Source organism: Paenibacillus lacisediminis, from assembly GCF_046567315.2.
The window spans coordinates 1-26,062 of sequence record NZ_JBKIAX020000005.1 but is presented as its reverse complement, the minus strand read 5'-3'; the positions used below and the strand labels follow the sequence as shown (position 1 = coordinate 26,062).

Genomic DNA, 26,062 nt, shown 5'->3' with positions numbered 1-26,062 from the left:
GGTGGTTCAAATGCGAAAGTGCAGTTCATTTCCCGCCAAAAATCTCTTTTTTATCGAATAGTCCCAAATCAAATGCACTTTTGCATCTCAACCGCTCTAAAAAAGTAATATACCGTAAATCAAATGCACTTTTGCATTTGATCCGGCCAAAACCGAACCCAGAGTCCAGAGTCCAGTCTACCGGCTCTCGACGATAGAACCGTTCCAGCGACTAACCGTTCAAGCGATTACTCTTGGGTGGGAAACAACCGTATATTGAAACGTTTGATCACACGGTATCAGCAGGTTGACCAGCAGCGACAAAATCACTTTAAGAATACCTGCGCCCGCCAGTGCAGGCACGATAGGAGCCATAGCTGAGGATAATACGTTGATTACTCTTAGAACAATGTTCATTTTTTTGGGTTCGGTGCCTTTGGCAGCGACAGCACTCGTATTCGCCGGCAGCAGTTTAATCACTTCCTGATAAACCTTGGGCACATCGTTTCCGATAATAATCTGATACTGGCCGCCGTTGTCGGTGGTCCCTATGACCTCGTTTAGGCTTTTGAGCGCCGATTCGCTCACCTTTTTGCTTTCCTTCAGAGTGAACCGCAGCCGGGTCATGCAGTGAATCAGGCTGCTCACATTGTCCGGTCCGCCAATGTGTCTGACGATCTCCGTGGCAAGTTTGTTTCTTTCCAAACCTTAACCGAAGAACGATACATCGTTACACCTCGCAATCGCCATCGCGAAGAAATGTATTCGTTCTACCCTTTATTTCGTTCATATCGAGATCTTCTCGAAATAAGCAGGATCATGTATTATAATTTTTTTACCTGAAACCGTAATAATATGATCTTTCTTTAACTGATTTAACACACCGCTAACCGTTTCTCGTGACGTTCCGGATATTTTGGAGATTTCGATGGTGGTCAGTGGACATGAAATGACAATCTCTTCACCGTTTTGTTCCCCTAAATCCTGCCTTAAATAATTAAGCGACTGAATTACCCGATCCTGTGCATTGGGTGTTGTAATATACTGTACACGATGTTCATGAAGTTTTAAGATCAAAGAAAACTGCTGGACAACAAATATTAATTGTTTTTGATTGGCTTTCAACATATCTTCAAAAATCGCTGCAGGAATATAATACACATCTACATCTGTCAAAGCTTCTGCCGAGTAATTATATCTTTTATCCGTAAACATACCGCCGTAAGGAAAAATTGAATATCGTTTTACATAGTCCTCATAGAGTAAATTTCCACTTTGATTGACCCGCTCCAACTTTACAAAGCCATCTAACATAAGGTAAATGCGTTCCCTTGAATCCCCTTCCAAAAATAAGAATTGCCCCTTCTTATAAGCTCGCCAATAGACAAACTCCGTTAAGCTTTGTAATTTTTTTTCTGATAAATCAGCAAATAAGTCAAACTGCTTTAAATTTTCTATCACATTCCTTTTGTTCATAAATACACCTCTCTTGTTGTATAATGGAATTAATTTGAATTTTATCATAAACCGGAATTAATCAATGAAACAAGCAGGCCGAATTCGGGAGAAATATGAGCCCAAATTCGACCATGGTTTGAAAAGCAGTATCTAAAAATCTTATTTATGCATGCACAGGTCCCTTTTGCTTAAAAATAACCGTACCCGTTTTTCCTTCCAACGCTTCATTGACCTTATCTAGAGATGTAATAATAGCTTTTCGTTCTGAATTTGCATTCACGAAATTGATGGCAGCTTTAATTTTAGGAAGCATGCTTCCCGCCGCAAAATGCTGTTCTTTTACATATCCTTCTAATTCATCAACGGTTACAGACTCTAACCTTTTTTGATTTGGCTTATTGAAATTCACATACACAAAATCCACTGCCGTTAAAATGACAAGCGTATCGGCCTCTACTAATTCTGCTAATTTCTGAGCGGCGAAGTCTTTATCAATGACCGCTTCAGTCCCCGTTAATCCTTCTTTACCATGAATGACCGGAATTCCGCCGCCGCCTACAGCAATGACGATATTCCCGGCCTTTACCAAAGAATCGATCACTTTATATTCAAGAATGCTTACAGGCGTTGGCGACGGTACAACCCGTCTCCATCCTCTTCCTGCATCTTCTTTAAAAACCACTTTGGTCTCCTTCATTAACTCTCTTGCTTCGTCCTCTGTATAAAAAGGCCCGATTGGTTTTGTGGGATTATTAAAGGCTTCGTCTTTTTCATCGACGACCACCCGTGTTACGATGGTTACCACATCTTTATTTATATTTTGTTTTCTCAATACTTTTGCAATCGCATTTCCCATCCAATAGCCGATCATGCCTTGGCTCATCGCACCGCAAGTATCCAACGGCATGGCGGGCGTTTTTTCCGATTCGGCCGCCTTTTGCTGCAATAAAATATTCCCCACTTGCGGACCGTTCCCATGGACAAATACGACATCCACATCATTTTCTATAATTTTTACAAGTTGTTCCGCTGTTTTTTCCAATGCTTCTTGCTGTGCCTTTGCCGTAGCATTACCGGATTGTATCGCATTTCCGCCTAGTGCCACTACAATTTTTCTTCGTGCCATGCTTTAACCCTCCAATAGTTTTTTACTTCCAAAAACTTCAAATCGTAATGTTCCCTGTAACTAATTCATAGATGGTGAATACTGCCAAAGCAGCAATGGCAACGGATAAGATCAGTTCCGCCCGAGTAAAGATTCGCTTGGGATGATTTTGCTTTTGCAGCTTATAATAGATGAAAATGCCAGGTGCATATAAGGTCATGGCCAATAACAAGTAATCCAGCCCAGCCGCATAAACCAACCAAATTCCATAAATACTTGCGACTATACCAATGATTATATTGATGGTTCGGTCTTTTTCTTTGGATCGCAAGCTATACTTCAATTGATAGAACGCCGAAAACGCATAAGGAATTAAAATGGCTGAGGATGCTAGAGAAAACGCAAAATTATACGCTTGATCCGAAATCATGAAGGTTAATAAAAATAGTTGAATTAAACCATTGGTAATCCATAATGAATTTACAGGAGCTTTATTTTTATTCTCTTTTGCAAACCATTTTGGAAATACACCATCTTTAGCGGCTAAATAGGGAATTTCAGATGCAAGCAAAGTCCATCCTAGCCAAGCGCCTGAGGCGGAAACAACCAAACCCAGGTTAATGAATGCAGCGCCCCATTTTCCAACAACACTTTCGAATAAATAAGCCATAGCCGGATTTTTTAACTGGGCAATATCCGCTTGCTGCATCAGCCCGAGAGATAATAATGTAATCAACACGTAAATAATAAGTGTGCCTATCAATCCAATGACGGTCGCTTTCCCGACATCACGTTTATTTTTTGCGCGGCCGGATAGCACCACTGCCCCTTCAACACCGGTAAAGACCCAGAGAGTTACAAGCATTGTGCTTTTAACTTGGCTGCCTACCGCCCCCCAAGCAAAAGTACCGCCTTGTCCCCAAAATCCATCTATGAATATATCAATTCGAAAAGCAAAAATTCCCACAATAATAAATACAAACACAGGTACTAATTTCGCGATTGTAGTTACTAAGTTGATAAGCGCCGCCGATTGTACGCCTCGTAAAATCAGCAGGTGAACACACCAGAGCAATAGGCTCGCCCCAATAATCGAGGCTATATTCTGACCTCCATCAAAAATGGGAAAAAAATACCCCAACGCACTAAATAATAAGGTCGCGTAAGCTACATTGCCAAGCCAAGCGGCTACCCAATACCCCCATGCGCTGTTAAATCCCATAAAGTTTCCAAATCCAGCTTTGGCGTAGCTAAAAATACCGCCATCCAAATCCGGTCTTTTATTAGTTAAATTCTGGAAGGATAATCCAAGCGCAATCATGCCGATTCCTGTGATAATCCACCCGATAATAATCGCTCCGGCGCCGGCTTCTTTGGCCATATCGCTTGCCAGGTTAAACGCTCCGCCGCCGATCATCGAACCGACAACAAGCGCTGTTAAAGTAAATAATCCCAATTTCTTATCTTCACCCATTGCGCTCACTTCCCAAAGTAGCCGCTAAAATCGCTTTAATGGTATGCATTCTGTTTTCCGCTTGATCGAATACTTTGGAATGCTTGCTGCGGAATACCTCATCGGTGACTTCCATTTCTCTCAATCCATGTTTTTCGTAAATTTCTTTGCCATACGCGGTTTCCAGATCATGAAAGGCAGGCAAACAATGCAAGAAAATCACATCACTATTCCCCGTTTCTTTAATCATTTGCCTATTTACTTGGTAAGGGGAAAGCAGTTCAATACGCTCAGCAAATTTATCTTCTTCCCCCATAGATACCCAAACATCCGTGTAGATTACATCCGCGCCGGAAACGGCCTCTTCAATACTGCTGGTTACCATAACCCGGTCGCTAAATTTTTTGGCCAAATAAACGACTTCTTGTGCTGGCCATAATGATTTTGGCGCACAAATCCGAACTTCCATGCCAACGATTGAACCGCCGACCAATAAGCTATTGGCCACATTGTTCCGGCCATCGCCAACATAAACCAGCTTTACGTTCCGCAAGTGCCCTATATGTTCCCGGATGGTTAACAAATCCGCGAGCGTTTGGGTGGGATGCCACAGATCCGTTAAACCGTTCCATACCGGTACACCCGAGTGCTGAGCTAATAATTCCACTGTTTTATGGGCAAAGCCGCGGAACTCGATGCCGTCAAACATCCGGCCTAACACTTTCGCCGTGTCTTCTACGGATTCTTTTTTACCGAGCTGGATATCACCTTTCCCCAAATATTCGGGATGCGCGCCTAAATCTGTACAAGCTACCGTAAATGCGCACCGTGTACGAGTAGAAGTTTTTTCAAATAAAAGAGCTATATTTTTTCCTTCCAAATAACGATGAGGAATACCGTTTTTCTTTTTCTCTTTCAAATCCGCCGCTAAATCCAGGAGATACAACAATTCCTGTTCCGTAAAATCGATCTCTGCCAAAAAACTTCTGCCTTTTAAGCTTGAATTCATAGTTTCCATATTTATCCCTGCTTTCTCCGTAATTTAAATATCTTTGCGAACGATTGGCATACTCATGCAACGCGGGCCCCCACGGCCACGGGATAATTCCGAGCTCAATATTTCAATGACCTCGATGCCGTGTTCACGCAATAAAGCGTTTGATACATAGTTGCGGTCATACGTAACAACTACCCCTGGCGCAATGGCCAGTGTATTGGATCCGTCATTCCATTGTTCGCGAGCCGAGGCGATTTCATCTCCTCCTCCACAAGGAATGAGAACCAAATCCTTTAAGCCCAATACCTCTTTTAGTGATTCCATTAAAGAAGTGTGACGGGTAATTTTAAGCGTTTCTTCATCCGGACCTTGCTCCAAAACATAAATGTTCATACTCCCTTGCGGTCCCTGGATCGCCGGATGAATGGTAAATTTATCATAATCAACCATCGTAAATACGGTGTCCAAATGCATAAATGCCCGGCATTTTGGAATTTCTATGGCTAACACTCGCTTGAACTTTTCTTGGCGGCTAAATAGATTTAGGGCTAAGCGTTCGATGGCTTTAGCTGAAGTGCGGGCAGACACGCCAATGGCAATCGTTTCTTCATTCAAAATGAGCTCATCGCCGCCTTCGATGGGAAATTGATAGTTGCGATCCAGCCAAACCGGCACATGATGTCCGGCAAATCTCGGGTGATGATTGATAATGTACTCCATAAACAATGATTCACGTCTGCGTGCGGTTTCTCTCATTTTATTAATCGTTAATCCATCACCAATAACCGCTGCGGGATCACGGGTAAAATACAAATTCGGCATGGGAACCAAATAAAACGGGGAATGATCCTCCATAAATTCATAGAGTTGTATTTTCTTGCTGGTTTCAATTTCGTTTTTCCGTACCCCGCTCATTATTTTTTGAACTAAATCTTCATTGGCGAAGGAAAGTAAATATTCTTTTAAAATTTGCTGTGAAACATCTCCTTCAGCCCTTGCTTCCTCTAAAACACGGTCAACAAATTCTTCTCTCAATTTCTTATCCGCCAATGCCTCGGCCGCGAGTTTTTCCAAATAAAGAACTTCAATTCCCCGATTGCGTAATGTTTGGGCAAAATAATCATGTTCTTTTTGAATCACCGGCAAATAGGGGATATCGTCAAATAATAGTGGCTGTAAAAAATCCGGCGTTAAATTTTCCAATTCCTGTCCAGGGCGTTTTAATAAAACCGTTTGTAATTCCCCAATTTCCGAAGCAACATGCATTGGATGCTCCATTTGATGTACCTCCTTTGTATGCTTTGATGTTTACAAGGACATCATAAAGGGTCCATGCTTTCCGCCTCGTGAAAACGCCAGCATATTTGTCGTGAAATATTGCACAATTTTATTTTTAAAATCATAAAAATCTGTATTTTTATAAAGGATTTTTTCCATTTTTTTGCGAAATCTATTTTATACTGCGCATATATGATGAATAACAAGAAAAAGAGCGAAGGAATGCCCGCTTCAGGCAGCCTGCGCTCTTTTCAAGTAATCTCGTATTCTCAATTGACCATCTACTAGCTCATTTTATCTAAAAATCAAATTAAATCTTTCTTCTAAAATCTTTCGTTCCGATCGGTTCCGGGAAATGACAAGACAGGTATCATTCCCGCATATGCAACCCGCCATTTCTTTCCAATTTAAATCATCCAATAAAACACCGATAACATGCGCATTGCCAGGCAACGTTTTAATAATCGTTAATTGATCAACATAATCAATCCTTACAACAACTTCTTGCAACTTCCTCTTTAACTTCAAATCCGTTTGCAAAGGCATTTCTGAAGAAACATGATATATCATAAGTCCTTTCGGAGAAGCTATTTTGATTAAATTCAGCTCACGGATATCCCGTGAAATCGTAGCTTGCGTTACCATCACATCTTGTTCTGCCAACAATTCTACTAATTTCTCTTGGGTTTCTATTTCATTTTCGCTCACCAATTGCTTAATTAATCGTTGTCTTTTTTCTTTTTTCATAGAAAGGCACTCCTTTTTATATTTATAGCATTATCACAATCTTGCTCTAATTTTCTATTATTTGCTATTAAGAGGGATACAGAAATTCCACATCATACCTTGTTCCGAACTAAAAAAAGGCTGCCATGTTCTTACACATGGCAACCTCCGGGAAACAAAACCGTTTAATATTCAAATGTAAACTGCCGGCCCAACCACTCCAGGCAGAGCGGAAACCAGGTGGCGAGATGATCGTCGGGATCGCCTACCTCCGTGCTGCACATCGACATGCCGTGTCTGCCGTTCTGGTAGAGGTGGCATTCGAACGGTACGCCGGCTCGCCGCAGCGCTGAAACAAACAGCATGGAATTTTCCACCGGCACGGCAGCGTCTTCTACCGTATGCCACAAGAAGGTTGGCGGCGTCGAAGCGTTTACTTGTTTTTCCAGCGAAAAAGCCGCTTCTCTTTCCGCCTCATTCCATCCGGGACCCAGACGTTCAATGGACCCCCGGTGTGCAAACTCGCCTGCCGTAATAACCGGGTAACACAACACCATCGCATCCGGCCGGCCTTGTTCGCCTTTGCCGCCAGTGGCCTCCTGCAGCTTGGAATGGTCCCATAAGGTCCCCGATGAAGCCGCCACATACCCGCCTGCCGAAAAACCGCAAACGGCGATCTTATTGGGAATGATGCCCCACTCCGCGGCGTTTTCCCTGATTTTCCCGATCGCCAGCGAAATGTCCGTGACCGGCCGCAGTTCACTCGCTTCCTCGCGAATGGAATAATACAACGTAAACACATGATACCCTTTGGCAAAAAAAGCCGTGGCCGGCGGGTCCGCTTCACGCGGGGAGAGCATTTCAAAGCCGCCGCCGGGGCAGATCACCATGCAGGGCCGCTCCAAGCGGTTGCCCATGCTCTCTTTTTCGATATCGTGCAAATAACCGACCAGTCTGGCCCCGCTGCCGGGATTCGGGTTCAAATTCACAATCTTCATCTTCTAGCCTCCATCGAAGATTTCTTCGCAGACTATTATACGCCGATTCCTATTTGTTGGGCAGAGAGCATTTTTATTATTGACTTTGTTTGCGCGTTGTCTAAGAATGCGATCAAATTCTGATGGAGGCGGCTTGCATTTTTTCTACAAAGGCCTCGAAACGGGTTAAAACCTGAGAAGGAGAAAAATATCGGTCATCCATCGTATCTGCATCAAAGATCAGAACGGGAAGATGAAGCTGTTCGTTGAGCTTCCGTACTAATTCATACTGGGGCAGAGACTGCGGCCTACAGCTTTTATCGCAATGCATCACGACGCCGTTAATATTAAAATTATTGATCAGATCCATAATTTTATCGTTCTTGAAATCGATAGTTCGGTTTACATCCAGCTCCAGTACCGATAATGCGATTTCTTTAAAATGTTCCTTCCGGTCCATGCTGACCAAGCTTACGGGTATGCTTTGTTTCGCTTCCAGCAGTTGCTCCGGAGTAATCGGGTACTGAAACGAATAATTGACCGCGGGATGATCGGACAACGGGAAGAAGGTCCCGGTCACTACCGTTATCCCGTACTTTTCGAACAATTCTTTGAAGAAGTTTTTTTGCGAATAAATGGGTAGATAGTGCCAGAGGATACGGTATTTCTCCTGATGCTCCCGCTGCTTTCTGTTCCACTCGATTTGTTCGTAGATCTCATTATAAAGCACCCTATATAACTCATTCAGTTCGGGTTCTCCACCAAAAATCATCATCGCGGTAGAGAAAAGAAACATATCCAGGCATTCTACCGGTGCAGGCACTTCCATATTCAGTTTACAAATTTCTTCCCATAATTTGAGCGAGGTATAGAAGTTAGCGTGAATTTCCGTAAGCTTGTCCAAATCAAGCGTCCGGCTAAACTTCTGTTCCAGCCTCTCTACTACCCGCTCGATTTGCGCAGCGGAATAATCGACCATATCCTCGCCCAATTCCCCGTACACAAAGGGAAAATCGCTGAACAGAAGCTCCGTATTCAAGTAATCCTTTAAATACATAAAACCCTTGGTCATAATGCTGCATGAACTGTTTGCGGAGAGCAGAACATCCGGCTTAGGTATATCAAACGATATTTCGCTGTCGAATAGGACGGCACCGAGCATCCCTTTCACTTCGCCGCAAATATTAGCCGGGATTTCCCATTTCGACTCTAGTTCCAGCATCATTTTCTTCACTTTTTTGCGCTGTGCCTGAAAGGAGGCCTGCACTTGGGGAAATACCGGAATGATATCCATCGCCGAAAGCAGGTAAGCCGGAAAATCAACGCTTACCCAAGCTACGGGAATGCCATCTTCTTTGGCCTTGTGAATTTTGCGGTAATAGGACATCAGCATTTGATTAACCAGTTTAGTCGAACGAGGCAGTGTGGAGATAGTCTTTCTTTTGGCGCTAAATATTGAACCCATGGCTCGTATCCTCCCTTTTGCAATAATGTGTTTTACCTGACCGATATTTGTAAAGATTCCAGAAAAGCCTCGATTCTTGTGTGCAACTGGGCGGAATTCCGACTGCCGAATACGGGTTCCAGCACCAAGGACCGGATTCCTTCGGCGTTTAATTTGCGTTTCAATCCGGCATATTCGATGGCCTGCGGATCGCAAAAAGGAAGCAGAAAAAAGATGACGCCCTTTGCTTCGGTATCTCGAATTTTCTGCAGCAGCCGATTGGGCGAATCCGACTGTGTACAGGTTTTAGCGGGGCAATAACACGAAGCAATGTCCCCGCTTATCGAATCGGGGAAGGCATAACCCGCTGCCGGCTCGCCATGTGGGATTCCCCGGGACGTCTCGCATAGATCATCGTAAATCACATTGCAGCCGCAGGATTCGATAAGCCGAATCAGTTCGACGTCACCGTTATTAAAGCCCGACAAGACGACATTAAGCACTCCTCTTTTGCCTTCCCGGTTTTCCAGTTCGGTTATGACCTGTTCGAGATAAAGATTATGCTGCTCTTTGGGCATGAAATGACCGGCGATCATCAGGGCAATAGCGTCTGTTCCCGAAAGAACGCCGGGCTTCTCGGCTCTAAGTTCGTACAGCCTGCGCAGCAATTCACCGTTTCGTCTATAAATCGCCCAACTGTGTTCGATAGAATCTTCGGAAGCAGTCCGGCCTCCGGCGTTTAATGCGTTCGCCAACTCCGTTACTTGACGATTGGTAAACATAAGGGCGGATTCGCTGTCTATGTGAGTAGGAAGATTGAAGCGGTATACAGGCTTGCTTAAAATGCGCTCGGAAATGTCGGTTACTACCTGAAGCGTATCGCAGCAATGCGTAAATAACATGCCCTCCAGAAAATCGGATTCGCTTGATCCCAGAAATTCTGTAATATTTTTGGCGAATTCGCAGCAGTTGCTCGGTAAATATTTGTCCGTCTGCTCCAGCTTCTTCTCGAAGCCGAATATCCGGACAGGAACATAATCAGCCGCATGTATCACGGGACCGGGAGCAAACGGGCAGGTGTAGCCCATATACCGGCAGCCTGTTTCTTCCTGCCTTTGGCGAAGATAAGCTTTTGGATCGCGGATAATATCATGGCATTCTTTAATGATTTCATTCAATTCCATCCTTAGTAGAGCCTCGCTTCCAATAAGAGTTTAAGTCTCCGGTCATTCCAGCCAGTAACGCTTGGTTTTGAACACGTAAGTGGGAAGACTCGTCTTGGGCCATTTATGTCCCTGGTAGTACCGATTCCAATTAATGTCGATACCCGCGCAATAGCCTCGGGAGACAGTCTGGGCAAACGAACTAAGACTATGAATTCGCATCGGTTCTATCACCACGTCGAAATTTTGCTCTTTGATCCATTCCGGCATTTCTGTGTCGCGCTCGGGAGCCTGAGGCTCCAACACCTTTAACGGTCTTAACTTGAACGGAGTTTCACCGGGGCGGAGCCGTTCCCGGGAATCAATGGCCGGATCGCTATGATCGGCCTCGCCAAGAAAAGTACTACCCGCCGCGATTTCCGCCGCAACTACCCCTTCTTCCGCGCCGACAATCATCTCGGGGTCGAAGCCGATATCCATGAGCAGTAGACTGGCCGCGCATCCGAAACTCGCGGATGAATAATCCGGATCAAGCAGCTCTGGAGCCCCCAGACAGTACAGCCAGTTCTGGACAAAAGGGTGGGCTGTAAGCCATTCTCCAGAGGTTGCATGTCTTTTCTTTTTTCCTCCGGGTCCACGGAACAGAAAGGCAATTCTTGGTTTGCCGCCCCTCCCCGATTTTCCCGAGGAATAAAGACCGTTCGATCCGGGAGTGCGGCGAAGAGCGGCAATGGCGGATGCCCTGTCTTCCGCCGGCAGGGCCAGCCGATGATCATAGCGCCCCCTTCCGGTGTTCAGCGAATAAGCCACTTGATTCAGACTTACCTGGCGGTTTCTCTCCAGATACTCTGCGAGACGTAAGGACATAGCCTCAAGCGAATCGGAATGCTTGGCGGAAAGGGTAAGGATCGGCGGAGGGCTTTCCCGAGCATCTTCCAGCCCTCCGGGCCGTTCAGGCGCTTCTTCCAGAATGGCATGGACGTTGGCTCCTCCGAATCCGAAGGAACTGATCCCCGCCCTAAGCGGTCCGCTAACGGAATGCCACGGAATCAATCGGTCATTGACATAAAAGGGCGACACCGCAAACTGCAGTTTGCGGTTAGGCTTGCAAAAATGAATATGGGGCGGAAGCTGACGATGCTTAAGCTGCAAAATCAGCTTGATCAGGCCGGCAATTCCGGAAGCCGCCTCCAGATGGCCGATATTGTTTTTGACAGAGCCGATAGCGCAGAAGCCCCTTCTGGTTGTGTACGACCGGAAAGCATCGCTCAATCCTCTGAATTCCACAGTATCCCCCAAAGGGGTCGCCGTTCCATGCGCTTCAATGTAAGTGACCGATTCCGGAGAAATACCCGCGGTCCTGCAGGCTTCCAAAATCACTTCTTTTTCGGCTATGGAGCTTGGAGTATTCAGGCCGTTAGTCGTCCCGGCATGATTAACCGCAACCCCCTTGAGCACAGCATGGATATTGTCACCGTCTTCCAGAGCCTTCTTGAGCGGCTTTAACAGCACCGCCCCGGCTCCCTCACCGCGAACATACCCGCTCGCGCCGTCGTCAAACGAACACACTCTACCGTTGGCGGATAGAACGCCCGACTTCTCAAACAGCAATTGAGTTACGGGAGAGAGAGTAAGATTGACTCCGCCGACAATTCCGTAGTCGCAGTATCCGGCCATTATATCTCGCGATGCATTGAACAAGGCGGTCATTGCGGATGAACAGGCCGTATCAATAGCCATACTCGGACCTTTTACGTCCAAAAAATACGAGATTCGGTTGGCAAGCGCCGACAATGTATTCCCCGAAGCCAAATGCGGATTGAGCTGGCTTAAGTCCCGTTTGCCCCGGTGGATGTATTCATTGTTGCAAACCCCAATGTACACCCCGGCGCGGGAGCCGGTTAAGCTGCCGTTTGCATATCCGGCATCCTCCACCGCCTGCCATACGGTCTGCAGAAGAATCCGCTGCTGCGGATCCATAAGAGCGGCCTTATTCACCGAAACGCCAAAGAACAGGGGGTCAAACTTGTCTATATCCCTCAGAAAGGCCCCGTAACGCGTCGGTGGAACCTCCCGTTCGTCGTTCCCCGGACCTTCGGATTTGTGCCAACGGCTCTCGGGGATAGATTCGATAAAGGTGCGGCCTTCCGCAAGATTCCTCCAATACTGCTCCACGTCTTCAGCACCGGGAAAGCGTCCGGCCATTCCGATAATTGCAATTCCCCCGTCACAGCAGTTTCCCCCGCCTTTCGAAGGGGTGTCCGGCGTCTGAGAAATCAACGGCGACGAAGGAACCTGAACGGCCTCAACCGGATCTTCCCCAGCCGGCCGCTCGTCAAGCGCCGCAACCGGGAATTCCGATGCAGCCGCCATCTTTGGGATGGTCACACCGTCATGGTTGACAGCTTCACCGAAAACCTCTATTGCAGTCGCTCCGTTCTGTCCGTGCAAATAAGCCGCGAGATCTTGAATGGTCGAATATTCGAACAGAAGCAGTGGGTCAAGCACGATGTCCAGGGATAACTCGATTTGGGATAACAGATCTGCCGCCTTGATAGAATCAAGCCCCATTTCCTGAAAGGCAAGCGACCCGTCCAGTTCTCCTTCGTCTACATCCAACACTTCCGCCAGCAGACTCGAAATCCATTGAGTCAACCGCTCCTCCGGGTTCGATCCTGGCAGGAATGAAGGGGAAACGGTGGGGGGGGGCTCCAGCCGATTCTTCTCTTCCGGCGTCCCTTCCGCCGTGCCGGCCGGTGAATCTCCAACTGTCCGCAGCGACTTCAAGGCCAACCCTTCAATCACGACCGAGAGTTTGCCATTCCGATCATACAGCTTCAGATTGTAACGCCTGATGCCCTGACTGCGGTCACGTTTGCCTAGAACCGTAATATGGCATACGCAGCCTTTTGGAAGAGGAGACAAAATAGATAGCGATTGAATGAAGAACGGTACATACAGCGAATCTGCGGGATCGGCAAGCGAAAACACGCTTGTTGCCTGAAAGGCGCCGTCAAGAATTCCGGGGTGAAGGATATACTCCTCCCACTCTGAGTCGGAGCGATTTCCGATCCATGGCACCAACTCGACGATCGCTTCCGTTTCGTTCCAATATACCGTTGATACGGTCCGAAAAAACGGCCCGTAGTGAAGCCCCGCCTGTTCCATCCGTGAGTAGAAGCGGTCCGGCCCCATCTTGCAGCCAAGGCTGGCCTGAACTTCCTTCCATTTAAAAGGTGCCCCCCCCTCCCCGCCCTGATTGCCGGAAGTGTTGAGCACTACCCCATCCATATGCTTCCGCAGTAGTCTGCTCTCTGCAAAACTAAAGATGCTAAAATCTCCGTCAGACGGATGATGTTCGATCCGAAGCTGCGTAGCCGTATTTTCAGGACAGATAAGCGGAACATAGAACATCACGCGCCGTAATTCGAGACCTGTTCCCGAAATATCGGCCGGGTCTGCTGTGGTGGCCAGCATCGCTTCCAGATAGCCGGCTCCCGGAAAGATTCGGCTGCCTTGAATCCGGTGTTGGTCCAGCACCGGATCGCCGTCGGCGGCAAGAATGATCTCATACCAATTGGAATGCATAACCCGACACCCACTTTAAGTTTTTGGGATTAAAACGCTTTTAGCCGTTTCAGATACACATGAGTCAACTTGGCCCCGATATTGCCTTCCCTATCGCAAATCGCCACATTGTACTTCTGCACGGGGGATGCATCGTTTCCCTCTTTAAACTGTACGGCGCAGAAATGCTCTCCGAAAGCTACGCGTTTGATTTCGAGGGATTCGATATAAAAGGGAACATAAAGATACGGACTGTTCCTATGCAGGGAGAAAATCCCTAGCGACTGAAAAGCTCCGTCCAGCAGCGCCGGATGAATAATCGGACTTCCGCCTTCCGAATACCCGAGGGCGGCTTCGGTCAACCTGATCCGTGTAATGGCCTCGCTGTCATTAAAACGGATTTCGATGAGATTACGATAAAACGGGCCATAACTAATACCCGCATCCCCGAATAGACGGTAGTAATCTTCCGGCCTGACCGACATTCCGCACCTAAAGGCGGCTCCTTCCGTGCTAATCTGTCCGAAATCTCTGGAAACCATCGGCCGAAGGCTTCCTTCGGCATGCTTGGTTCGTTCCACTCCAGTTGTTTCGCCGTTGTAAACAGCGAAACTGCGAGCCGGCTTACCAGTTCGCTCTAGGAGCAGTTTGGCCCCAGCGCTTTTCTCCAGAATGAGCGGACTATGAAAATATATGTTCCGTAGTAGAAACGAATCGTCATCCGGCATACCGCTCAAGGCCGCATTCAAATAAACCGCCGCCGGGACGACCGGATCCCCTTGCACACAATGATGTGATACTGAGGGATCGCCGGCCTGAAACACTCGTTCCATAATATAGGTCATAGCTTCATTCCTTTATACCTTAGCTTTTGGGATGAAGTAGCCGGTTCACTCTCCTGAAGCAACCTAGGCTTCTCACGCTGCCAGTACCGCTTTCTTTCGAACGGATAAGCGGGGAGCGGGATCCGTCTTCCCTTCCTGCCGGCATACACGCCGTCCCAGTTTACGGTATATCCGTTTAAATAGAAATGTTGGATATTTTTCATCATACTTCCATAATTGCTATTCTCTTGTTCTAGTGATGATAATATATTAACCTGTTGATCGCATGTGATAGAACTCACCAGTTTGGCTAAAATATTTCTTCCTCCCAATTCCAAGAAATGACTGTATCCTGCCTGCAGAAACCTATTGATTCCCCCATGGAAATCGACAGGCTGCAAAATATGCCGCACCCAGTAGTCGGCGTTATAGCCCCCGATCTCCATGAAATCCCCAGTTACGTTAGACAATATGGGAATACGTGCAGGACTGTAGCTTATTCCCGCCGCAACATTCCTGAACTCTTCCGTCATGGGGAGCATCATATCCGAATGAAAAGCATGGGATACAGCCAACGGAAAGCAGTCGATCCCCAGTTGTTTCAGTTCAGAGACCAGAGCTTCCGCCTGTTCCTTCCCGCCGGCTATGACCGTGCTCTGCGGTCCGTTATAAGCTGCCGCCCAGAGATGTCCCTCGTAACGCTCAAGCCAGCCGGCAACTTTCTCCTTGGATGCAAACACCGTGTACATAACGCCGGGTTGACATAAACGCTCCATAAGTCTCCCGCGCGTAGCAACAAGATGCAGCCCATCCTCAAGAGACATGACACCCGCAGCGACGGCTGCCGTATACTCTCCCAGACTATGCCCCATAACGGCGTCCGGCCGGATTCCCCATGAATCCCATAGCTCCAGCAGCGAGTAGCCGATGGAAAAAATGAGCGGCTGCGTAATGGAGGTACTGTTGAGCAGTTTTCCCGGAACGGAAGATTCATACAGATAATCCGTAAGCGGCAGCTTCAATTGAGATTCCAGGATCCGCTGGCATTTCTGCATCGCCGCCCTGAATACAGGTTCAATTCGGTACAATTCCGCTCCGGCCTGTTTAAACTGGCTGCCTTGTCCTGTAAACATGAACACGGTTTTCCTTGGAGCTTGCCGGGAATCCTTGTATTCTTTCAGCCCGGCCAGATCCGGAGATGCCAGGCACCGCTGCAATTCTGGCCTTAGATCTGCGGTGCTGTGCAAGACTAAGGCCAGCCTGTGTCTGAAATGGTCTCTTCCCCTGTTAAGGGAATAACATAAATCGTGTAACGTGCTTCCAGGCTCCGGCTCCGCTGCCTTGAGCAGGTCCCTCATTCTGCTTCTTAGCGCTTCCGTCGATTTTGCCGACAAAGTCAGTAACTGCTCTGTCGGAATATTCTCCTCTTCGGCCGGGAAAGCAGGTGGGGCTTCCTCGATTACAAGATGGGCGTTGGCGCCGGCGAAGCCGAAGGCGCTGATCGCAGCCCGCCGCGACACTCCCGTAGGCGCCAACCATTCCATAAGCGTGTCGTTGATATATATTGGGGACTCCACAAAATTGATTTTACTGCTCGGCTTGCAGAAATGAAGAGTTGGCGGAATCTGTTTTCGCTTAAGCATCAAAATGATCTTCAGAATGCCGGCAACCCCCGAGGCAGGCTCCAGATGACCGATGTTCGTCTTGACAGTTCCCAATGCGCAAAAGGCCGACTGATCAGTGTATCGGCGAAAAGCCTGGGTAATTCCCCTGAATTCAATTGAATCGCCAAGGCTAGTGCCCGTGCCGTGCGCCTCATAATAAGTGAGCGTCCGGGGATCGATGCCGCCGGCATCCCATGCCTCGCAGATTACATCTGTTTGAGCGCTGCCGTTAGGAGCCGTCAGACGATTAGCGCTCCCGTTCTGGTTGACAGCCGTACTTTTGATGACCGCGTACACGTGATCTCCGTCCTCCAAAGCCTTATCCAGCGGTTTTAACACCAGCGCACCTGCGCCTTCGCCCCTAACATATCCGTCCGCGGAATCGTCGAATGACCTGCACCGCTGGTTTTGGGAAATGACGCCCGCCTTTTCGAAAATATTCTGGGGGCCGGGACTTAAGATCAGATTTACTCCGCCCGCGATCGCCGTGCTGATTTCCCCGCATTTCAGGGCCTGGCAAGCCAAATGTACGGCCATCAACGAAGAGGAACAGGCAGTATCCACTGCCATACTGGGGCCCTTCAGATTCAGAAGATAGGAAACCCTGTTTGCCGCCACGGAGAAAGAATTTCCTGTTCCCGCGTGGGGGCTGAATTCGCCATTGGCCCCCGAAGCGATGACATGGCCGTAGTCGTTGGTGCTGACACCCAGATATACGCCGGTTTTCGTGCCGGACAACTGTCTGTTTCCATATCCCGCATCCTCTATCGCTTCCCATACAACCTCAAGAAAAAGCCTTTGCTGCGGATCCATATACTTGGCTTCCTCGTCCGATATTCCAAAAAATGCAGGATCAAAAGCATCCACATTTTCCAGGAACCCGCCCTGGGCCAACGCCATCTGCCGCCTGGCTTCCGGCTTCAGTCCATCAAGCCTCGAAAGCGGCATCGCCCTCACTCCGTCATATCCTCGCTCCAGTGCTTCCCAGAAACTTTGCAGTGAGTCGGCACCAGGAAATCTCCCGGATATACCGATAACGGCCACATCAGTGGTTCGAACCTGGAATGGTGCAAACTGTTGCATGGGTTTTGACAGTCCATCAGAATCCGACCATTCCCCGAAGACAGAAGGTTTATCTGAGTCTGAACCTGGACATTTCCCAGAGTCGGCCTGAACCGCCGGAACTTGATTAATCTCATCCGGAACTTGCGGCTCCCGGCATCCGGCAGGACCTGGTTTTTGCTCATCGTTTCCCGACTCTTCGCCGGCCGGCACGACCAGTGCGGCAAATCGTTCGGATGCGAATACCGTTTGAAAGGCTTCTTCATACTCATCCGCCAAGTACGCCGAGAACGACCGGATACTGGAAAAATCAAACAACAATGTAGGGTCCAAGGGCACTCCGGCGTAATCTTCGAACACCTTCAGGACCTGGACAGCAAAAATGGAGTCAAAACCGTACTCGTTCAAGCCCGCATCCAAATCGATATCATCCGGTTTAAACTTCAACCGTTCCGTAAGCTCCCGTTCGAAGATTCCTGCAATCCGCCGCACCAACTCTTCATTCGGCAGCAGCGACGGCTTGGGAGAACGCTCATGGAATTCCAAAGCTGGGGATACTGTCTCGTCTTCATTGGCCCGCTCCAAGTAACTCCCGTTCTGTGCCACATTTTTTGAACGTCCTTGTCCATCGGGAAGAGCGCAAAAATACTCCTCCTCCTCGAATTGATATCCCGGAAGCGGTACTACACGACAGTTCTCCCCCCGGAAAAAACCGCCCCAAGAGATATCCACACCTTTGAGATAGGCATTTGCCAACTCTCCCATCAGCAGTTTCCGCCGATCCGGTCCTCCGAAGGCGTACCATTCCTCCAAGTAGCGGTCAATCGCCTGCTTGGACGACAATGCGTCACTTCTCTTCTCCGGAATTTTGCAGTGAGCATAACACACAGGATCGGAGCCTCCGGGCCCGAATTCCACCAGTAAACGTCCAAGTTTCCCATGCAGATCTTCCACGCTGTTTGCCGTAACGACAACCCGATGAGGAAAATGTTTTCTGCCAGCCAGAGCCGTGTAGCAGACATCCGCCAAAGAGAGTTTTTGGTGGCTGCCGAGAAATGTCTCGTATCTGCGCAGTTGCCGTATCAAACCGTCACGGGAACGGGCTGAGCAGGCAAATAGCCTATCGCATTCCTGTTCTTTGGTTTCTTCGGTCCCCCGCTCAGGGGCTTCGCCAAGAACGACATGGGCATTCGTTCCTCCGAATCCGAATGAGCTGATGGATGCGATTCTCCGTGTTTTCTCAGTGTCCCAGAACCGCAGCTTATCGTTCACATAAAACGGCGAATCGTTTAGTTCGATCATCGGATTAAGGGTATTGAAATGCAGGGTCGGCGGAAGTTCCTTGTGCCGTAAGCATAATATCACCTTAATGACGCCCGCGATTCCCGCCGCCGTCTCTAGATGGCCAATATTCGTCTTGACAGACCCGATTCCGCAGAAATTTCGCTTGGAGGTAAAAGGGGCAAAGGCCTCCTTCAAACCTTTGATTTCAATCGGGTCTCCCAATGAAGTGCCGGTACCGTGAGCTTCGACATATGAAATTTCCTCCGCTGTAACGCCAGCACGCTTGAGAGCTTTGGCGATAACTTCCTTCTGCGAGAATACGTTCGGGGCGGTCAAGCCGTTAGTTTTGCCATCCTGATTTATCGCGCTGCCCTTAATTACCGCATGAATGGGATCGCCATCGGCCAGCGCCCGGTGCACCGGCTTCAGCAGCAGAACTCCTGCCCCTTCCCCTCTAACATAACCGTTAGCCGAACGGTCGAAGGTCTTGCACTTCCCGTCAGGAGCAATCATCCCGGCTTCCCGGAACACCATGGTAGTAAACGGAGTCAGAATGAGCCCGACCCCTCCGGCCACAGCCATCTTGCAATCGCCCCTACGAAGGCTTTCGCAGGCCGAATCGATGGCAACTAGCGAAGAGGAACAAGCCGTGTCAATGACCATGCTAGGCCCTTTCCAGTCAAACATATACGAAATGCGATTAGCCAGAATGGACAATGCGCTTCCCGTGCCAATAGCCGAATCGAAGCTGCCAGCCAGATCCTTATAATCATTGCTGCCTGCACCGATAAAAACACCCACCTCAGCGTCGTTTATCCGGCCTGCCACCCCTCCGTCTTCCATCGCTTCCCACACTGTTTTCAGTAGGAGCCGCTGCTGCGGATCCATGAACTCCGCTTCTTTAGGAGAGATATGAAAGAAATGGGGATCGAAATGATATACATCCCGGATGTAACCGCCAGTACATAATTCCAGCAGTTCGCGCTGCCTCCCATCATGCATCCGTTCCTTCGGAAACGGGAAAATGGCGTGCTTGCCGTTGCGGAGCAAATCCCAGTATTCATCCGGCGAATCAGCTCCGGGGAAGCGACATGACATCCCGATTACAGCGATATCTTCTTCTCTGTCGGCCAGTCCCGTGCCCCCGTTACTTCCCGCACTTACAGCATCTGCGGCATCCGCAATTATTTTGATGGGGGCGGGGCTTTCAGACAAGCCGTTCATCAGCGAGTCAGGCCCTGTTCCCGATCCCAAGGCTTCATGCTGGGCCGTTAAGGGTCTCCTGTATCCGGATTTGATCGCCGCGGTTTCAAAGGAAGGCCCGAAATGCTCCACCAGGAACTCCGCAAGCCTGGATACATTGGGATAATCGAATGACAGCGTGGATTCAAGCGGCGCTCCGGCCAGTTTTTCCAGATGTCTGACTAGTTTTACGCCAAGGATGGAGTCCACGCCCAGTTCGGTAAAAGCGGCATGAGGATCGATATCCTCTATCTGGTAATCCAGATTTTCGCTCAAAAACGTCTTAATCGAATGTTCCGCAAAGTCGAGCGCGAGCGATTCCAACGCTTCGCCGGCTTCCGGGAGCTCCTCGCCAGGTTCGGGAACGGGTATCTGCGGGTTCTTTGGCAGCTGAATTTCCGGCTGCCGCACTACCCACGGCACATCCATCAGATCGGCTATGATCAGCTGATAATCCTCCCGGAAGAAACTGCTTTCCAAGGCTTCCATCGCCTCTTCCGTACCTAGCGGTCTTACTCCCCGCGAACGGTGGATTTCCGCAAACGCAGTGCCCATGCCGACCTCTCCCCAGATCGACCAGTTCAGCGATATACCCGGCTTTCCAGATAATCTGCGAGCGGCGATAAACGCGTCCATATAGGCATTTGCCGCTGAATAATCAGTTTGCCCCACGCTGCCTGTTACCGAAGCAATGGAAGAAAAGGCGACAAATACAGCAAGCGGATCATTCTCAGTACAACTGTTAAGATTTTGTATACCGTTAATCTTGGGAAGAAGAACGCTGCGGAAGTCATTTTCAGACTTGAATCGGATCAAGCTGTCCTTAATATATCCCGCTGCATGAAATACGCCGTGAAACGGGCCGGTGACAGTTCTCGCCTGTGTCAGGACCTGCTGCAGTCCGGCGGCATTGGCCACATCCGCCTGCAGCAGAATCACTTTCGCCCCAGAAGCCTCGATTTCCCGAATCGCTCGGATCTTCCGGATCAGATCTTGGTTGTCGTTCCCCGCAGCAAGCATGCGGTCCCATTCGCTTCGATTTGGCAGGGGCGATCGGTTCACTAAGACAATCCATCCCGCTTGTTTACCGGCCAAATATTTGGCCGTCTCCAAGCCAATGCCCCCAAGCCCGCCGGTAATTACATAAGCACCGCCCGGTTTAAACAAGTCTGCTGCCGAAGCCGGAGGATCTTGCGTCACCGCTGCCGTAATTTGCGGAACATAGATTTCACCCTCTCTACACACCGCAGCCTCCGGCGCTTTCAACAAAGCCGCCAGCAGGCTGTCCAGTCTGCGGTTATCGTACTCACCATCCACACAATGCATGCGCAAAGCCGCGCTTTCCAGGGCTGCAGCCTTGGCCAACCCCCATAGCGAAGATTTATACGGCTCGAGGGCCTCCGTTCTGCCCGGCAAATACACCCCGCGGTTCGTAACAAGATAATAATGAAGCGGCCCGGTTCGCCTGATGCTGGATAGTTCTTTCAGAGAGCGAAATAATGGCAGCAAAAACCGCTCCTCCCCATCTTGGTCCCGCACATTCCCAACAGCTGCTTCGGTAAACGCCCGAACATCCAGAACAGCCGTGCTTTCTCCCAATTCTTCCAGTACAGCGGGCAATGTCTCCCCTGGGGAAAGAAAATGAACGGGGGAGCCGGCTTTCGCCAATCTGTCCGCCAACAAACCGGTTAATCCGGACGATTCACCCAAAATGATCCATCCTGCGGGCCGGAATGGCTCTACTGCGATATCGGGGTTTATCCTGACCCAGTTTATGCCATGAAACAGCCGGTTCGTCGCCGGGCGATCCGAAGAAGGCGCAGACTGACCGGTACCGAACATCTTCATGCGGTAGCCTTCGATTTTTACCAGCACATTCCCCGCCCGATCCGATAACCAGATGTCTGCCAATACCCCGGTTCCAGCCGGACTCCCGTCTCTAGTCTGCCTGGCGTAGCAATAACATTCCCGAAGAAGAGGACGGTGTACTGTCATTCGCCTGATATGGAATGGAAGGTATCCTGTCCTGTCGTCTGCGGCATTGGCCATGAACAGCCCAAGCATTGACTGCAATGCGCCGTCCAAAACAGCAGGGTGCAGGAGAGAATCGGCATCGTGTTCATGTTCGATCCGCGCGAGCAGTTCCCCGTCTCCGACCCGCAGATCCTTAACCGTTCTGTACCAGGACAAATAGGTGATACCGATGCCTTCATACATCGCATACATCGTCTCGGGATCGGCCACATGGCTGCATCGTTCACGGATATCCTCCAACGAGAGCGATATTGCCGATTCCACGGTTACTGGCAGAACTCTGCCTGACATACATACGTTTTCTTCCTTTTCGCTGCGATTACGGTCGATACCTATAACCTGAAACTGGACGCCGCGGCCGTCCTGAAGGATGTTGTCCGCTTTTAATTCCAGTCCGGCTTCTTCACCGATGCCGCCCTCGAAGCGTTGATGAAATACCACATCCTCAAATACAAGTGTTTCCGTGTTTCCTTCGTTCCGGAAAACCGAAGCCGCAAAATCGAGAATCGCGGCGCCGGGAAGCACCCTCATGCCCCTAACCCGATGGTCGTTCCAAACCGGATTTTCCGCGGGCTTCAGGAAGCGGCGCTTTTCGCGTATCTCGACGCTTCGCGCCAATTTATCGGTTTCTGTGCACGCGTTCAAGCTGTTTGTCCAGTAAGCGCTCGTGTCAAACGGATACTCCGGCAGTTCTGTCTTATAGCATATGCTTCCGGCATAATACGCCTCCCAATCGACCTCTGCCCCAGCCCAATAAAGACAGGCGATGGCCTGTTCGGCATACCGGACAGGATCGGTGTGTTGCGTCAATACGGGACAGACTAACCGGTCACGGTCGAATCCAGCCGCATTTCCGCCTGCACACAGTATCAAATCCTCCGCGCCGGGCAGGTTTTTGTTCAGCGCCTGCCGTAGTGCGGGAGAGGCCTTCCCCATCCCCCGGATCAGCGTTTGCAGCGCTTCTTCAGGGCTAAGCAAACCCAACGCCACGGCGGCTGCAAACTCTCCACCTTCACTGTACGTCGCACAAACGGTACGGACTCCCCATGATTCAAAGAGCGAGGTCCAAGCATATTCCCACGCAAAAGACAGCAGAACTTGTTCTGGCATACTTTCGGCAGCTCCGCCGCGGATCCGCTTCAGTCGCGCAACGATTCCTTCCTCTCCCATCTGTTGCAAAACGGCGGTGCAAACATCTGCCGCCATTTTCACGGCAGGGTAGGCGTCACTCATGTTAGGAAGCCATTCTGCGATCCGCCCGGCCGGGAGGATGGAAGGCCCGCCGAAATGAAAGGATACCGGCCGTTTCCGCCCCCCGGAGTAATAAATCAACCCTTGAGCATCTCCGCCCACCGTAAATGATTGCGCGATGGACTGCCGGACCCTGCGCAACTTTTCAAGCAGTTCTTCAACAGAGTTCGCGAACACAGCCAGACGATGGGCATAGTGACCTTTGCCGGTTGATGCCGTATAGCAAATATCCTTCAATGAAGGCGGATTTTTCCCGGAATCAAGAAAGTTCACGAAACGATCGACAGAGGCCTGCAACGCCTGTTCGCTTCTCCCCGACAAAACGAAGAGATTCCGTTGCGGTTGGGTTTTATCGCTGCAGCGGTTTGAGCGGTATTCCTCCAGAATGAGATGGACATTCGTTCCTCCCATCCCGAATGAGCTTAGACCCGCCCGCAGCGGCCCCTGGCTTACCCAGCGGCTTGGTTTGTCGTTCACGTAAAAAGGTGTTTGAGCCAAATTGAGAAACGGGTTCGGCTCCTCAAAATGCAGGCTGGCCGGAATCATTTCATGCTTCATCGCCATTACGATTTTGGCAATGCCGGCAACACCGGCAGCTGGCTCCAGATGTCCGATGTTCGTCTTGACGGAACCGATGGCACAGAATCCTTTCTTATCCGTGAATTGTCTGTAGGCTCTAGTCAGACCTGAAATTTCCACCGGATCGCCGAGGGATGTCCCCGTTCCATGGGCTTCCATATAACTGATGGACTCCGGATGGACTCCGGCATCCTTAAGCGCCATAGCGATTACTTGTTCCTGGGCCTGGGCATTCGGCGCGGTAAGATTGTTGGATCGCCCGTCATGATTAACCGCTGATCCCTTGATCACCGCATGAATGAAGTCCCGGTCACGAATGGCCTTTTTTAAGGGTTTAAGCAAAAGCACCCCGGCTCCTTCTCCGGGTACATAACCGTTTGCCTTGCGGTCAAAAGTTTTGCAGGCGCTGTCCGGAGAGAAGGCTTGAAGCTTGCTGCCGCCCAGATAATAATTGGGATTCAGTACGGCAAAGACGCCGCCGGCCAATGCATAGTCGCATTCACCGTTGAGCAAAGATTTGGAAGCCAAATGTATCGCCACCGCCGATGAGGAACACAGCGTGTTCACAGTCAAACTCGGACCCTGCAGATTGAGAAAATAGGACACCCTGTTGGACAGTATCGCTTCGTGGTTTCCAATCCCCGTAAAAGGTCCCATCCGGTCAAATTGATCCTTGTATTGACTATAGGCCATACCGGCATAAACGCCGGTCCGGGTTCCGAAGAGCTTAGACCCGCCATAGCCCGCATTTTCCAGTGCCTGGTAGCATACCGTTATAAAAACTCTCTGCTGCGGATCCATCTCTTTGGCTTCCTTCGGAGAAATATTGAAGAAAGCAGGATCGAATTGCTCCAGTCCGGGGATAAACCCGCTTTTTCGGATATAAATGCCGTCTTCCGCCTGTTTGTCGGAGCTGAAATAGCGATCGATCTCCCATCTGGACTCCGGAATTTCCTCAATACAATCAACGCCGTCGCGAATATTCCGCCAAAATTCCTCTAAACTGGCCGCTTTCGGGAACATCCCGGCCAAGCCGATAATAGCAATTTCGTCCCGGGCTCCTTCACCGTAAAGTTGTTCTTCCCGCTGTTCGGCCGCGGACTGCGCCTCGGAAGTGTTCCAAATCGAATCGGACGGGGCATCATTCTCAATAGCATGGTCCGGCGGATTGGAGGACGACGATGAAAGTAAGGCAGACGCCGTTTCAGGAGCGGCTGGCACATCATTCATTACATCCAACCGTTCCAGTGTGGAGATGACCTGATCTCCGAAATTTTCAAGCATGTACTCGCCCAGTGCGTCCATGGTTTGATATTCGAAAAAAACGGTTGGAAAAAGCGTTATAGCAAACGTTCGCTCCAGTTCCCCAGCCATCTCCACCAGATCTGCGGAATCCAGTCCTACGGACAAAAACGTATCCTTGCCGGAAAGTTGATCTGCAGCGCTGTCAAGTCTGCGGGCCACGGTTTTCCGAAGATGCTGGCCGAGGAGCCGCGCCGGAGATAAAAGACGAGACTCCGCATTCTGCAAGGCCGGAAGCGTTTCTTCAGCAGTTGTGTACTCCGGCTTTGCCGGCTTCGAAGATGCTGCTGTCCCTCCGGATGCGCGTTCGGAAGCTGCAACACCCTCAAGGCCGAAAGCTATTCCCGCCGCTCTAACGCAGAAGCCGCGCACCAATACCAACTCTCGGCCCTCTTGGTCCAGAATACCGATGTCGCTCCGCAGAATGCCGCCATCGTCCAGGCTTCCGGTAAACTGGATATGCCCTATGCACCGCCGCGGCAACCGGTGCAGGAACTTCACCTCTTCCGTAAAAAACGGCAGGTACGCTTTTCCTTCTCCGCTTCCGGGATCGCTCGCCATTACCCCGATCAGCGCCTGCAACGCTCCGTCTACCATCCCCGGCGCGTATGCGTACCCTTCTCCTCTTTCCGCTTCCTCCGGCAATTCCAGTTCCACCACCGCTTCGTTTCCG

General features: G+C 49.7%; 13 protein-coding genes. All 13 read right to left on the bottom strand.

What is annotated here, in order from left to right:
- Nucleotides 1–219: 219 nt before the first annotated feature.
- Entirely contained in the window at nt 220–684 is a 465-nt protein-coding gene (locus tag ACLD72_RS11315; protein ID WP_411002652.1) for a PTS transporter subunit EIIB, read from the bottom strand.
- Between the two features lie 81 nt (nt 685–765).
- Nucleotides 766–1,455, bottom strand: coding sequence for a Crp/Fnr family transcriptional regulator (locus tag ACLD72_RS11310; RefSeq protein ID WP_411002653.1), 690 nt, complete (start codon nt 1,453–1,455; stop codon nt 766–768).
- A 145-nt stretch (nt 1,456–1,600) separates the two neighbouring features.
- Nucleotides 1,601–2,563 carry a carbamate kinase gene (arcC, locus tag ACLD72_RS11305; protein WP_411002654.1) on the bottom strand — a complete coding sequence of 321 codons (963 nt, stop codon included), beginning with the start codon at nt 2,561–2,563 and terminating at the stop codon, nt 1,601–1,603.
- A gap of 37 nt (nt 2,564–2,600) precedes the next feature.
- The gene (gene arcD, locus ACLD72_RS11300; RefSeq protein WP_411002655.1) at nt 2,601–4,016 is read right to left on the bottom strand and encodes an arginine-ornithine antiporter; all 1,416 of its coding nucleotides are present in this window, start codon (nt 4,014–4,016) and stop codon (nt 2,601–2,603) included.
- Complete coding sequence (gene argF / locus ACLD72_RS11295; protein ID WP_411002656.1) at nt 4,009–5,013, bottom strand: ornithine carbamoyltransferase; 1,005 nt, start codon at nt 5,011–5,013, stop codon at nt 4,009–4,011. The genes arcD and argF overlap by 8 nt, the downstream gene beginning before the upstream one ends.
- 24 nt (nt 5,014–5,037) lie before the next feature.
- Nucleotides 5,038–6,270 (bottom strand): arginine deiminase, encoded by a 1,233-nt coding sequence (arcA, locus tag ACLD72_RS11290; RefSeq protein ID WP_411002657.1) that lies wholly within the window; start codon nt 6,268–6,270, stop codon nt 5,038–5,040.
- A 294-nt stretch (nt 6,271–6,564) separates the two neighbouring features.
- Nucleotides 6,565–7,017, bottom strand: coding sequence for an arginine repressor (gene argR, locus ACLD72_RS11285; protein WP_411002658.1), 453 nt, complete (start codon nt 7,015–7,017; stop codon nt 6,565–6,567).
- A gap of 164 nt (nt 7,018–7,181) precedes the next feature.
- Entirely contained in the window at nt 7,182–7,994 is an 813-nt protein-coding gene (locus ACLD72_RS11280; RefSeq protein ID WP_411002659.1) for an alpha/beta hydrolase, read from the bottom strand.
- A gap of 112 nt (nt 7,995–8,106) precedes the next feature.
- Nucleotides 8,107–9,438: a 2-hydroxyacyl-CoA dehydratase subunit D gene (locus ACLD72_RS11275; RefSeq protein WP_411002660.1), complete on the bottom strand. Its 1,332-nt coding sequence runs from the start codon at nt 9,436–9,438 to the stop codon at nt 8,107–8,109.
- Between the two features lie 32 nt (nt 9,439–9,470).
- Nucleotides 9,471–10,601 carry a 2-hydroxyacyl-CoA dehydratase subunit D gene (locus ACLD72_RS11270; protein ID WP_411002661.1) on the bottom strand — a complete coding sequence of 377 codons (1,131 nt, stop codon included), beginning with the start codon at nt 10,599–10,601 and terminating at the stop codon, nt 9,471–9,473.
- Between the two features lie 42 nt (nt 10,602–10,643).
- Entirely contained in the window at nt 10,644–14,168 is a 3,525-nt protein-coding gene (locus ACLD72_RS11265) for a beta-ketoacyl synthase N-terminal-like domain-containing protein (RefSeq protein ID WP_411002662.1), read from the bottom strand.
- A gap of 29 nt (nt 14,169–14,197) precedes the next feature.
- Nucleotides 14,198–14,980 (bottom strand): polyketide synthase dehydratase domain-containing protein, encoded by a 783-nt coding sequence (locus ACLD72_RS11260; protein WP_458475768.1) that lies wholly within the window; start codon nt 14,978–14,980, stop codon nt 14,198–14,200.
- Nucleotides 14,981–14,988: 8 nt separating this feature from the next.
- Nucleotides 14,989–26,046 carry an SDR family NAD(P)-dependent oxidoreductase gene (locus ACLD72_RS11255; protein WP_458475767.1) on the bottom strand — a complete coding sequence of 3,686 codons (11,058 nt, stop codon included), beginning with the start codon at nt 26,044–26,046 and terminating at the stop codon, nt 14,989–14,991.
- Nucleotides 26,047–26,062: the final 16 nt, after the last annotated feature.

Bases quoted from the DNA above. Each gene is read 5' to 3' on its own strand.
- ACLD72_RS11280 (WP_411002659.1), bottom strand. From the start codon at position 7,994: ATGAAGATTGTGAATTTGAACCCGAATCCCGGCAGCGGGGCCAGACTG.
- arcD (WP_411002655.1), bottom strand. From the start codon at position 4,016: ATGGGTGAAGATAAGAAATTGGGATTATTTACTTTAACAGCGCTTGTT.
- ACLD72_RS11265 (WP_411002662.1), bottom strand. From the start codon at position 14,168: ATGCATTCCAATTGGTATGAGATCATTCTTGCCGCCGACGGCGATCCG.
- ACLD72_RS11260 (WP_458475768.1), bottom strand. From the start codon at position 14,980: ATGGAACGAGTGTTTCAGGCCGGCGATCCCTCAGTATCACATCATTGT.
- arcA (WP_411002657.1), bottom strand. From the start codon at position 6,270: ATGGAGCATCCAATGCATGTTGCTTCGGAAATTGGGGAATTACAAACG.
- arcC (WP_411002654.1), bottom strand. From the start codon at position 2,563: ATGGCACGAAGAAAAATTGTAGTGGCACTAGGCGGAAATGCGATACAA.
- ACLD72_RS11270 (WP_411002661.1), bottom strand. From the start codon at position 10,601: ATGGAATTGAATGAAATCATTAAAGAATGCCATGATATTATCCGCGAT.
- argF (WP_411002656.1), bottom strand. From the start codon at position 5,013: ATGGAAACTATGAATTCAAGCTTAAAAGGCAGAAGTTTTTTGGCAGAG.
- argR (WP_411002658.1), bottom strand. From the start codon at position 7,017: ATGAAAAAAGAAAAAAGACAACGATTAATTAAGCAATTGGTGAGCGAA.
- ACLD72_RS11275 (WP_411002660.1), bottom strand. From the start codon at position 9,438: ATGGGTTCAATATTTAGCGCCAAAAGAAAGACTATCTCCACACTGCCT.
- ACLD72_RS11310 (WP_411002653.1), bottom strand. From the start codon at position 1,455: ATGAACAAAAGGAATGTGATAGAAAATTTAAAGCAGTTTGACTTATTT.